Origin of the sequence: Butyrivibrio sp. VCB2001 (assembly GCF_000423965.1) — a bacterium.
GTDB lineage: Bacteria > Bacillota > Clostridia > Lachnospirales > Lachnospiraceae > Butyrivibrio.
In genome coordinates, this window is sequence record NZ_AUIZ01000012.1 from 102377 (window position 1) to 114677 (window position 12301).

General features: G+C 46.5%; 12 protein-coding genes. All 12 read left to right on the top strand.

The window, feature by feature from the left end; genetic code table 11:
- Window positions 1-58: 58 nt before the first annotated feature.
- The 12 genes from G589_RS19770 (at window position 59) to G589_RS0111665 (ending at window position 12248) form a co-directional block, all read left to right on the top strand.
- Window positions 59-967, top strand: a complete 909-nt coding sequence (locus tag G589_RS19770) for a transporter substrate-binding domain-containing protein (RefSeq protein WP_051192344.1) — start codon at window positions 59-61, stop codon at window positions 965-967.
- Between the two features lie 12 nt (window positions 968-979).
- Window positions 980-2161, top strand: a complete 1182-nt coding sequence (locus G589_RS0111615; protein WP_026522262.1) for a mandelate racemase/muconate lactonizing enzyme family protein — start codon at window positions 980-982, stop codon at window positions 2159-2161.
- Between the two features lie 21 nt (window positions 2162-2182).
- Complete coding sequence (gene cysK, locus G589_RS0111620) at window positions 2183-3112, top strand: cysteine synthase A (RefSeq protein ID WP_026522263.1); 930 nt, start codon at window positions 2183-2185, stop codon at window positions 3110-3112.
- A gap of 131 nt (window positions 3113-3243) precedes the next feature.
- Window positions 3244-4179: a cysteine synthase A gene (gene cysK, locus G589_RS0111625; protein WP_026522264.1), complete on the top strand. Its 936-nt coding sequence runs from the start codon at window positions 3244-3246 to the stop codon at window positions 4177-4179.
- Between the two features lie 176 nt (window positions 4180-4355).
- The gene (locus G589_RS0111630; protein WP_026522265.1) at window positions 4356-5543 is read left to right on the top strand and encodes a MalY/PatB family protein; all 1188 of its coding nucleotides are present in this window, start codon (window positions 4356-4358) and stop codon (window positions 5541-5543) included.
- A 93-nt stretch (window positions 5544-5636) separates the two neighbouring features.
- Window positions 5637-6785 (top strand): trans-sulfuration enzyme family protein, encoded by a 1149-nt coding sequence (locus G589_RS0111635; RefSeq protein WP_026522266.1) that lies wholly within the window; start codon window positions 5637-5639, stop codon window positions 6783-6785.
- 99 nt (window positions 6786-6884) lie between these two features.
- A complete protein-coding gene (locus G589_RS0111640) occupies window positions 6885-7508 on the top strand; it encodes a GDSL-type esterase/lipase family protein (protein WP_026522267.1) in 624 nt (207 codons plus the stop codon).
- Window positions 7509-7633: 125 nt separating this feature from the next.
- Window positions 7634-8536, top strand: coding sequence for a LysR family transcriptional regulator (locus tag G589_RS0111645; protein WP_026522268.1), 903 nt, complete (start codon window positions 7634-7636; stop codon window positions 8534-8536).
- Window positions 8537-8643: 107 nt separating this feature from the next.
- Window positions 8644-9585: a MetQ/NlpA family ABC transporter substrate-binding protein gene (locus G589_RS0111650; protein ID WP_026522269.1), complete on the top strand. Its 942-nt coding sequence runs from the start codon at window positions 8644-8646 to the stop codon at window positions 9583-9585.
- Window positions 9586-9751: 166 nt separating this feature from the next.
- Window positions 9752-10723: a methionine ABC transporter ATP-binding protein gene (locus G589_RS0111655; RefSeq protein WP_026522270.1), complete on the top strand. Its 972-nt coding sequence runs from the start codon at window positions 9752-9754 to the stop codon at window positions 10721-10723.
- 28 nt (window positions 10724-10751) lie between these two features.
- Complete coding sequence (locus tag G589_RS0111660) at window positions 10752-11414, top strand: methionine ABC transporter permease (RefSeq protein ID WP_022770507.1); 663 nt, start codon at window positions 10752-10754, stop codon at window positions 11412-11414.
- A gap of 51 nt (window positions 11415-11465) precedes the next feature.
- Window positions 11466-12248, top strand: a complete 783-nt coding sequence (locus G589_RS0111665) for a ZIP family metal transporter (protein WP_026522271.1) — start codon at window positions 11466-11468, stop codon at window positions 12246-12248.
- The last annotated feature ends 53 nt before the right edge of the window (window positions 12249-12301 follow it).

Below are 12301 nucleotides of genomic sequence, written 5' to 3' on the forward strand. Positions count from 1 at the left end.
TACAAATAAAGGGTGCTAATGGATAATTGCAATAACAAAAAGAGAGGAGATCATTGTTATGAAGAAAAAAGTTATTTCATTGGTACTTAGTTCACTGCTTGCACTTGGAGCACTCGCAGGTTGCGGAAGTTCATCTGATACAGCAGAAGTTGCAGGAGCACAGAGAGCAGAGGAGACTACCGAGCAGACAGCAGATGGGGCACAGGAAGCTGCAGATAATGCAGAGGCAGCAGGCGAAGTTACTGTGATTCATGCAGCAACAAGTGGAAATCCCAGACCATTTACTTACATTGATGAAGAGGGAAATCTCGTTGGACAGAACATTGAACTTATCAAGGCTGTTTTTGATAAGCTTCCACAGTATGAGCTTGAAATTGAAGTTACCGAGTTCCCTTCAATTTTCACAGGAATTGATGCAGGAATCTATGACCTTGGTGTAAACAACATTGCCAAGAATCCTGACAGAGAAGCAAAATATCTTTTCACAGATCCGGAGATGGTAAATCACTACATTGCAGTAGTTAATAAGAATATCGATATCACTAGCATTGAGGATCTGACAGAGCTTGCAGGAACAAAATATGTAGGCACCGCCGGAAACGATAAGACAACAGTAGTTGAGAAATATAATGAGGAGCATCCCGATAAACAGATTACCATTGATTACACTGAGGCTGAGCTTCTTTCACAGCTCTATGATGTTGAATCAGGAAAAGAGGATTTCCTTATCATCGATGCACCTATGTACAACGGCTACTATGGACCTGAGTTCAAGTTTGATGTAAATACCTTTGACCTTACAAATGTTAAGTCATCAAGTTACAGCTATTTCATCGTTGGCAAGGACAACACCAAGCTTGCAGAGGATATCAATGCGGCTCTTAAGCAGGTAATCGAAGAAGGTATTTCAACTGAGATTGATATAAAGTACCTCGGCGAGGATTATAGCCCGATCATCACAGAGTGATGGAGGATAGACATGAAGATAACATCTGTAGATATCATTAAACTAAATGCCCTGCCAAGTGCAGGCCAGACACCTGTAATTGTCAGGATAAACACTGATGAGGGAATATACGGATACGGAGAAGCGGGAGTATCCATCATGAATTATTCTCTTGGATGTATCGAGCTTCTTCGCTCGTTCTCAAGGTTTCTGATCGGCAAGAATCCTTTATCTAATGATGTGATCTATACAGAACTCGTTAATACTTTCTGGGCAAAGGGAAACGGCGGCGTTATCATGGCCGCCATCTCCGCAATAGATACGGCGCTCTGGGATATCAAAGGTAAGTTCTTTAACGTTCCTTTGTATGAGCTCCTTGGAGGTAAGTACAGAGATAAGCTCTGGTCATACGCCAGCCAGTTACAGAATGGCTGGAAGTATGAGGACTTTCTTGGCTCTCCGGGAGACCTTCAGTTTTTGAAGGATGCCTGCAAGAGCGCAGTTGATGAGGGATATACCTGTGTCAAGATCGACTTTGTTGCCAAGGATTTTGAGGGAAGGCACATAAGCCGTGACGAGGGACAGAATCATCTCTCTGTAAAGACCATGAGAGAGATTGAGAAAAAGCTTGAGGCTGTAAGGGAAGTTATCGGTGAGGACGTGGAGCTGATCCTTGAGAACCACTGCATAACTGGTGCATCAACAGCAATCCAGTTTGCTAAGCTGGCTGAGCCATTCCATCCGATGCTTCTTGAGGAGCCGGCCAATCCTTTGGATGAGCTTGATTACAAGAGGATCAGAGAGGCTACAAGCATACCTCTTGCAACAGGAGAGAGGAGCTACACAAGAAGAGGATTTCTGCACCTGCTTAAGAACGGATATCTGGATGTTGCACAGCCCGATCTTGGAAACTGCGGAGGTATCACAGAGGGCAGAAAGATCTCTGACCTGGCTGAGACCTTCGGAGCGCAGATCCAGACCCACACCTGCAACACACCTATCAGCGTGGCAGCAGCTCTTCATCTTGAGGCAGCTATACCTAACTTTATCATCCATGAGCATCACACAAACAATACACTTAAGAGATGCACTGAACTCTGCGTATACGACTATCAGCCTGTAGACGGATACTTTAGTGTTCCGGATCTTCCGGGAATCGGAAACGAGCTTTCCGAGAAGGCTCTGGCAGAGGCAGAGATAGAAATAGTCAAATAACGGAATGGGGGAGACAACAAAATGGGAAAGACATACGACAGCATACTTGAACTTGTTGGACGCACACCGATAGTGCAGCTTCACAAGCTGGAGGCGAAGGAGGATACGGTAGCTCACATTTATGCAAAGCTCGAGTTCTTCAATCCTACTGCAAGCGTTAAGGCACGTCCTGCTCTTAACATGGTTGAAGAGGCAGAAAAAGACGGCAGACTTAAACCCGGAGGAACCATCATAGAGGGAACCAGCGGAAATACAGGAATCGGCCTTGCGGCAGTTGCTGCAGCCAAGGGCTACAAATGCATCATCTGCATGCCTGATAATCTGTCAAAGGAGCGCCTTCTTACCCTTAAGAGTTTTGGAGCAGAGGTAGTACTTACCGATTCCAAGCTCAACATGGCAGGAGCAGGTGCAAAGGCAGCCGAGATATTAGAGAAGACTCCGGGCGGAGTTATCATGGGACAGGGCGGAAACCCTGCTAATCCCGGAGCACACTATAAGACAACAGGTCCTGAGATCTGGGAAGACCTCGATGGCAAGGTTGATATTTTCCTTGCTGCATCAGGAACCGGCGGAACCATTTCAGGAGCAGGAGATTATCTTCGCGAGAAAAATCCTAATGTTGAGATCATTGCAGTTGAGCCAAAGGGAAGCGCAGTTTTAAACGGCGGAGAACCTGGACCTCACAAAATTCAGGGAATCGGCGGCGGAGCAACTCCTCCTGTGACAAAAGTAGAGCTCTTTAACGAAGTAATTGATGTAACTGATGAGGATGCTTATGAGTATGCAAGACTTATTCCTCATCTTGAAGGATTCTCTGTTGGTATTTCAGCAGGCGCAGCGCTCTGGGCAGCAGTACAGGTGGCTAAGCGCCCCGAAAACAAGGGCAAGAACATAGTTACAATAATTCCCGATAATGGCGACAGATATCTTTCCAGCGATCTTTATGATTAATACTAAAATGTGGGGGCGGATAAGCAGACCTTATACCTCCCGATAAGCTTTCTTTAATTTTCAAAGCTCTTTTGCCGTGATAGTATCAATATATCAAAACAAAAGAACATAATTGATTGGAGGAAAAAATCATGGCAGATATAAAGCAGAGCGCATTAGAACTTATTGGGGGAACACCACTTCTTCAGCTGAACAATTACAGCAAGAACGCAGGAGCTACTGGAGCAACGATCCTTGCAAAGCTTGAGTACTTAAATCCAGCAGGATCAGTTAAGGACAGAGTTGCCCTTGCAATGATAGAGGATGCAGAAAAGAGCGGAAAGCTCAAGGAAGGCGCAACAATCATCGAGCCTACCAGCGGAAACACAGGAATCGGTCTTGCAGCAGTTGCAGCAGCCAAGGGATACAGAACAATCCTTACACTTCCTGAGACAATGAGTGTTGAGAGAAGAAATCTTCTTAAGGCATACGGCGCAGAGATCGTTCTCACAGAGGGCGCAAAGGGCATGAAGGGTGCCATCGCCAAGGCTGAGGAGCTTGCAAACGAGATTCCCGGAGCTATCATTCTCGGACAGTTTGTAAACCCTGCAAACCCTGCAATCCACAAGGCTACAACAGGTCCTGAGATCTGGAAGCAGACAGACGGCAAGGTTGACATCTTCATCGCAGGTGTTGGCACAGGCGGAACAGTTACAGGTGTAGGCGAGTACTTAAAAGAGCAGAATCCTGACGTTAAGGTTATCGCTGTAGAGCCCGCAACAAGCCCCGTTCTTTCAAAGGGAACAGCTGGACCTCACAAGATCCAGGGAATCGGCGCAGGTTTCGTGCCTGACACACTCAACACCAAGATCTATGACGAAGTAATCGCAATCGAGAACGAGGATGCTTTTGCTGAGGGCAAGAGATTTGCAGTTTCAGAAGGAATCCTGGTTGGTATTTCATCAGGTGCTGCACTTAAGGCAGCAACAATCGTAGCAAACAGAGAAGAGAACAAGGGCAAGAACATTGTAGTGCTTCTTCCCGACTCAGGTGACAGATATCTTTCAACACCGCTCTTTGCAGATTGATAAAGCTCATAATAGTTTCTTTTTCATAACATATTTAAGGTTGCTCCACGGCTCATTCGCTGTGGAGCAATTATCATAATTAAAATGAGTCACCGGGGACGTTTCATTTTGACTCATTTTGAGTCAAAATGAAACGTCCCCGGTGACTCATTAATAAAAAACAGGATATGGTGGCTATGGGAAAATACGATTTTGACAAATATATCGACAGAAGAAATACGGACTGCATCAAGTGGGATTTCGGTATGCAACGAAAGGGCAGGGATGACCTGCTTCCGCTATGGGTTGCTGACATGGATTTCAGGCTTCCCGAAGAAGTGATAAAAGACATCTCGGACAGAGTGCTGCACGGAGTATTCGGCTACACGGATCCGGGTGATAAATATAGAAACACTGTAAAAGAGTGGTATGAGAGAAGGCATGGTTTTACTTTTGATGGAAAAGACATCACGGTTACCCCGGGAGTCGTCTACGCCATAGCCATTGCCATCAGGGCATTTACAGAGCCCGGCGATGCTGTTATCATACAGCAGCCGGTGTACTATCCGTTTTATGAGACCATAGTTCTCAACAAAAGAAAAGTAGTAAACAATCAGCTCGTCTACAAGGACGGACATTATGAAATAGATTTTGAGGATTTTGAGAAAAAGATCATTGATAACAATGTAAAGATGTTCCTGCTCTGCAGTCCACATAATCCGGTGGGAAGAGTGTGGACCGTTGAAGAGCTGACAAGACTTGCGGAGATCTGCAAAAAGCATGATGTATATGTGTTTGCGGATGAGATCCACTCAGACTTTGTTTATCAGGGATTTAAGCACACTTCATTCATGAGCCTTGCGCCGGAACTGAGAGAGAAGCTTGTTCTCGGAACTTCACCCAGCAAGACCTTTAACCTGGCGGGACTTCAGGTTGCAAATATTATCATTCCCGATAAGGAAATGCACAGGTCTTTTGACAGAGAAAACGAAGCCGCCGGCTATTCACAGCCAAACGTCCTGGGAATGGTTGCCTGCATGTCGGTCTACACTAAGGGCGAGCAGTGGCTGGATGAGCTTTTGGAGTACCTTAAGGGAAATCTTGATTACGTGAGGGAGTTCATAAGAGAGAATATTCCACAGGTTAAGCTCATTGAACCTGAGGGAACATATCTTATCTGGCTTGATTTCTCGGAAGTGACGAATGATCACAAGGAGCTTGAGAAAATCATAGTTGATAAAGCTAAGCTCTGGCTTGATCCGGGAATCATCTTTGGCAGAGAGACCAATCTTTTTGAGAGGATCAACATAGCATGTCCGAGGTCAATATTGAAGCAGGCTTTGGAGCAGCTTAGTGAGGGAGTCAACGGGGACGGTTCTTTTTGACTCCTTTTTTCAGAAAAGTAGACATATAAGATGAAGTGGCGAAAAAGGAGTCAAAGAGAACCGTCCCCATTGACTCCCTGGGAGGAGACAAAGATGGAAAATTACAGTATAGAGACGGTCTGCCAACTTAATGACAAGTCGATTGCAGATCAGTGGGGCGCTCTGAGCTTCCCCATATATCAGTCGGCGACTTTCGCTCACAGGGGGCTTGGCGAGAGCACCGGCTTTGATTACACAAGAATGCAGAATCCAACAAGGCAGCAGCTGGAGTACGTTGTGGCATCGCTTGAACACGGCATTGATGCCATGGCTTTTGCCAGCGGAATGGCGGCAGTTGCAGCTGTGATGGAGCTCTTTAAACCAGATGATCACTTCATTGTGGATTCCGATCTTTATGGCGGAAGCATCAGGCTCTTTAACGAGATCAGCAAAAAGAATGGTCTGACCTTCACCACAGGCGACCTTAGCAGCGGGGATTACAGATTTCTTTTCCAGAATAATACCAAGGCTGTGTATCTCGAAACGCCCACAAATCCTATGATGAACGTTACGGACATTGCAGAGCTGGCTGTGGAAGCCCACAAGAGGGATGCGCTGCTGATCGTGGACAACACGTTCCTGTCGCCCTACTTCCAGAATCCGCTGGATCTGGGGGCTGACATCGTTATCCATTCCGGAACCAAGTTCCTGGGTGGACATCACGATACCATCGGTGGCTTCGTTGTTGTCAAGGATAAAGAGCTTGATGAGCGCCTACGCTATATCTACAAAACCACAGGCGCCGGCCTTTCGCCCTTTGACAGCTGGCTGATATTAAGGGGAATCAGGACTTTATCGGTACGACTTGACCGGGCTCAGGAGAATGCCTTCAGGATCGCTGAGTATCTTAAGACAAATAAGTACGTGACAAGGGTGATCTATCCGGGGCTTCCGGAGCACCCCGGCTACAAGATCTCTTCAAAGCAGGCTAGGGGCTTTGGCGCAATGCTGAGTTTTGAAGTGGAGTCAAAAGAGCTTGTGGAACATATTTTAAGGAGCCTTAAGCTCATCTACTTTGCAGAGAGCCTTGGCGGAACCGAGACCCTCATAACCTATCCCATAACACAGACCCACGCGGACGTGCCTAAGGATCTTTTGGCCAAGAACGGAATTACCGACAGGCTTCTCAGACTTTCAGTTGGAATTGAGAACGCGGACGACCTCATTGCCGATCTGGAGCAGGCTTTCGCTTCATTTAAGTGATACTTATAACAGGCTATAACAGATGTGTATTTTACGCAGGAACAGGCCTCGTGCATAATTAATTTGTAAGATAAACATGCACCTGAAAAGAGGTCTGATATGAAGAATATACTTGCTTTTGGCGATTCAAATACATGGGGACTGGTTCCCGGAACGAAGGAGAGATATCCCTGGGGAGTAAGATGGACAAGCCTGGTTCAGGAGAGCCTTTCCGATGCCAGAGTCATAGAAGAGGGCTTGTGCGGAAGGACAACGGTTTTTGAGGATGAGCTCAGACCTTTGAGAAAGGCTGTAGATGCGCTTCCCATGGTTCTTGAGAGCACATATCCGGTGGATGCGGTGATCATTATGCTTGGCACAAATGACTGCAAGTCCTTGTTCCATGCCAATGCGTACACCATAGCCAAGGGACTTGAGCAGTGCCTTAATACAATCAGCAGCTACGTTTCATCAGACAAGATCCTGGTTGTATCACCGATTCATTTGGGAGAAGAAGTTTGGAGAGAAGATAAGGATCCCGAGTTTGACAGCCGCTCAGTGGAAACCAGTAAGGATCTTCAAAAGTTCTACAGACAGGTTGCAAAGGAGAGAGGATTTAAGTTCCTGGCTGCTTCGGATTATTCAAGCCCCAGCAACATCGATGAGGAGCACCTTGATGAAGAGGGGCACAGGAGACTTGCCGAAGCAATCCTTGAAAAAATCCAGGAAATGAAAATAGCTTGATCCGCAGGCTCATGGATTTCAAGATAAAATACTACGCTGCGGGTATGTGTTTTTTTGCTTTATTGATTTAAAGATGCAAAGTGTGCTATCATGTTCAAAAATAATTTGGTGTGAGGAGTTTTAGCATGACCATACTTCAGCTGAAATACGTTATTGCCATAGATGAAGAGTGCTCCATGAGAAAGGCTGCCGACAGGCTCTATGTTTCACAGCCCGGTCTTTCAAGTGCCGTCAGGGATCTTGAGAGTGAGCTTGGAATCCAGATTTTTGAGAGAGTCCACAACGGTGTAGTAACAACAGCTGCCGGAGCTTCTTTTATTGCCTATGCAAGAAATGCAGTGGAGCAGTTTGAGAAGGTTGAGGACAAGTACCTTAACGCAAAGAACGAAAGGCCTACATTCTCAGTATCCATGCAGCATTACACCATAGCCGTGGATGCATTTATCGATACGGTAAAAGAGTATGATCTCCCCGAGTATCAGTTCTCAATCCGTGAAACACAGACCAGCGAAGTAATTGAGGATGTTAAGACCCTGAAGAGCGAAGTCGGCGTTATTGCCCTTTCCGATTTTAACAAGGCGACATTCAAGAAGATATTTGTGGATGCAGCTCTGGAGTTCCATGAGCTCTTTTCCCGTGATACCTACGTTTACCTTAGCAAGGACCATCCATTGGCTAACGCAAAAGAGCTATCGCTTGAGGACCTTCAGGACTATCCCTGCATGGTATTCGATCAGGGCGACAATACCTCTTTCTACTATAGAGAAGAGGCCCTTGCTACCTACGATTACAAGAAGGTGATTTCAACCAACGAAAGAGCTACATCGATCGAGCTCATGCTGGGGCTTGACGGATATGCTGTCGGCGCAGCGATGCTTGGTGAGGGCAAGACTTCATCTGATATCCATGTTATCAAGCTTAAGGAAGATGAGATGCTGACCTTTGGCTACATCACCAGAAAAGGTCAGGAGCTCAGCGACATGGGCAAGACCTTCGTTGAGAAGCTCGAGAGGCATAAGGAAAACTGATCGCCCTATAAGCTATATTTATCGGCGTCTATAAACCCCTTGTTATTGCACGGGTGCAAAACGGGGAGTATATTATAGAAAATAGTTAATAACTGAGGAGGACAATTATGAAAAAGAACGTATTGGCAAGCCTTGTACTTGCAACAACATTAACTCTTGGCGCTTTAACAGGCTGCGGAGACGCAGCACCTGCACAGACAACAGAGACAGCAGAGGCAGCTCCTGAGGCTCAGGCTGAAGCTCCTGCAGAGACAGCAGCTGAGGCACCTGCCACAGAGTCAGGTGATAAGAAGATCACCGTTGGTGCAACACCTGTACCTCACGCTGAGATCCTCGACAATATTGTAAAAGAGGTTCTTGCAGAGGACGGATGGGAACTTGAGACTGTAGTTTTCTCAGATTACGTGCTTCCCAACACATCACTTGAGCAGGGAGAGCTTGATGCAAACTACTTCCAGACTCTTGGTTACATGAACCAGCAGAACCAGGATGCAGGCCTTCACCTTACAGCAGTAGCAGGCATCCACATCGAGCCAATGGGTATCTACTCACAGAAATATAAGGCTCTTTCAGAGCTTCCTGATGGCGCTACAATCGGTATTCCTAATGATCCTGACAACGGCGCAAGAGGACTTGACCTTCTTGTTCAGAAGGGACTTCTTGTTTCAAAGGGTGACTTCGGTACAGATCCAAGCTACACAGAGGATACACTTACAAAGGATAAGGACGCTAACCCTCACGGATATGTGATCACACCTCTTGAGGCAGCAAACCTTCCACTTTCACTTCCTGATCTCGATGCAGCAACAATCAACGGAAACTACGCACTTGAGGCTGGACTTCCTGCTGAGTACCCTGCACTCGACATCGAGACATTTGATGATGAGACAACTGTAAAGAGAACCAACTTCCTTGTTGTTAAAGAGGGCAACGAGTCTTCAGAGAAGACACAGGCTCTTATCAAGGCTCTTCAGTCTGACAAGGTTCAGAAGTACATTGACGACACATACAAGGGTGCAGTTATCACATCTTTCATTGATGCACAGTAATTTTAGCCATTAGCCATAACATAATAATCCTACCAATGAGAAAAGACACGCTGCCCATTTGCAGACGTGTCTTTTTCCATATAATGCGAAGCAGTCCGCATTGTGGTACAATAGAGCATGTTTAGGGCAAAAGAGCTCTTATCAAATCAGATTGGAACGAGAAGAAATGATAACTATCAGTAATGTTAAGAAAACCTTCGACAGAACAGAGGTACTTAAAAACGTCTCCATGGAAATTGAGAATGGAGAGATATTCGGAATAATCGGTCAGTCCGGAGCAGGAAAATCAACACTGCTGCGCTGTATCAACGGACTCGAGACCTATGACAGAGGAGAAATCAGGGTAGACGGCAAGCTCGTTGACGTTAAGAACAAAAAAGAGCTGCGCCTTCTTCAGAAGAGAATGGGTATGATCTTCCAGGGCTTTAATCTGCTTGAGAGACTGGATGTTTACCACAACGTGGCACTGCCCATGAAGTTCTGGGGAATTCCCACCAATACTCCGGAGGCAAAAGAGAAGATCATGAACCTCATACGTCTTGTAGGCCTTGAGGAGAAGGTCCACGCTAAGCCCAGGGAGCTTTCCGGCGGTCAGAAGCAGAGAGTTGCCATTGCAAGAGCGCTGGTACTTGATCCGGAGATTCTTCTTTGCGATGAGGCAACAAGTGCGCTGGATCCGGAGATTACAAAGGGTATATTAGCTCTTTTGCAGAGGATCAATAAAGAAATGGGCATCACCATCGTGGTGGTTACTCATCAGATGGAAGTTGTTAAGCAGATCTGCCAGAGAGTTGCTTTCCTTAGTCACGGACAGATGCTGGCCATCGGCAAGCCCGAGCAGCTCTTCGTATGGCCCAAGGAGAGGGAGATCAGAGACTTCCTGCGTGAAGAGTCTGACAAGCTTCCTGCAACCGGAATCAATCTAAAGCTCTTTTTCTTCGGAGAGGGCAACCAGAGGCCTATCGTTACGCAGATGTCTCAGGAGCTTCAGACAGATTTCAACATCTGCTGGGCTAAGCTTGAGGACTTCAGAGAGGATGTTTACGGAAGCCTGGTTCTCAACATGGAGGAAAAAGACCTTGAGAGAGCATGCGCTTTCCTGGATTCCAAGGGCGTTACCTGGGAAGTGATCAAATAAGAAAGTAACTCATTCGGAGGAAAAATAGATGTTAGAGCAAATACTTAATCCCGCCATTTATCCAATTATTCTGCAGGCGTTTTGGAAGACCCTTGTCATGGTTTTCTGGTCAACGCTCTTTTCTGTGATACTTGGATTTATTCCGGCGGTAATACTTACACTTACAGCACCCGGCGGACTTAAGCCAAACAAGATCGTGTATGGAATCCTGAGCTTTATTGTAAATGTGTTCAGAAGCTTTCCTTTCATCATCCTGCTGGTTATCCTTATTCCCTTCACAAGGGCACTGGTTGGAAAGTCCATCGGTACAACGGCTGCGATCGTACCGCTTACCGTTTCAGCGATTCCTTTTATCGCAAGGGTGTTTGAGACGTCTCTTCGTGAGACCAACCCCGGAGTTATCGAGGCTGCAAGATCCTTTGGGGCTTCAAACTTCCAGATACTTATGAGAGTTTATGTAAAAGAGTCTATTCCGAGAATGCTCAATGGAATCGTGCTCCTTGTGATCTCACTTGTCGGCTACTCAGCTATGGCAGGAACTGTCGGAGGCGGTGGTGTCGGTGATATCGCGATCCGTTACGGTTATCAGCAGTACAAGACTGAGTACCTGATTGTGTGCTCACTGATACTTATCATATTTGTACAGGCTGTGCAGGCGCTTGGAAATCTGATGTACAAGAAGATGAGCTGATAGGATTTTTAGGTAGTTGCTTCTTTTGACTTTTCAATGGAGGTGAACTTTATGAACGCTAATATCTGGATTGGTATTTTGATTCCTTTTGTTGGAACAGTACTGGGCTCGGGCATGGTCTTTTTCATGAAAAAAGAGCTTGGTGGTCAGGTGCAGAGAGCTCTTACGGGCTTTGCCAGCGGAGTCATGGTGGCAGCATCCATATGGAGTCTTATTGTGCCGGCGCTTGAACAGGCTGAGGGGATGGGGGCTTTGTCTTTTGTCCCTGCTGCAGTAGGCTTCTGGATCGGAATACTGTTCCTGCTCTTTTTGGACAGTGTGATTCCGCATCTGCACATGAATGCAGAAGAGGCTGAGGGTCCTAAGTCCAAGCTTCAGAAAACAACCATGATGGTTTTGGCAGTTACTCTTCATAACATTCCCGAAGGAATGGCTGTGGGCGTTGTATTTGCCGGGCTTCTCTCAGGAAGCGCACCTGTTACTGCAGGTGGAGCGATGGCGCTTGCTCTTGGTATAGCAATTCAGAACTTCCCGGAGGGAGCCATTATCTCAATGCCGCTTCATTCAAAGGGAAAGACCAAGTTCGGAGCGTTTATGGACGGTGCTCTATCAGGCGCAGTTGAGCCTATCGGGGCTTTGCTCACAATATTTGCAGCAAGGCTGATTGTACCTGCGATGCCGTATCTTCTGAGTTTTGCAGCAGGTGCCATGATGTACGTTGTAGTTGAGGAGCTGATTCCCGAGATGTCCGAGGGTGAGCATTCAAACATCGGAGTTCTTATGTTTGCGCTTGGATTTACGCTTATGATGGCGCTGGATGTTGCGCTCGGATAATGAAGGCCGTGGCGCATTTGGCCGGGGCACACATGACCTTGACGAGAGCTAAG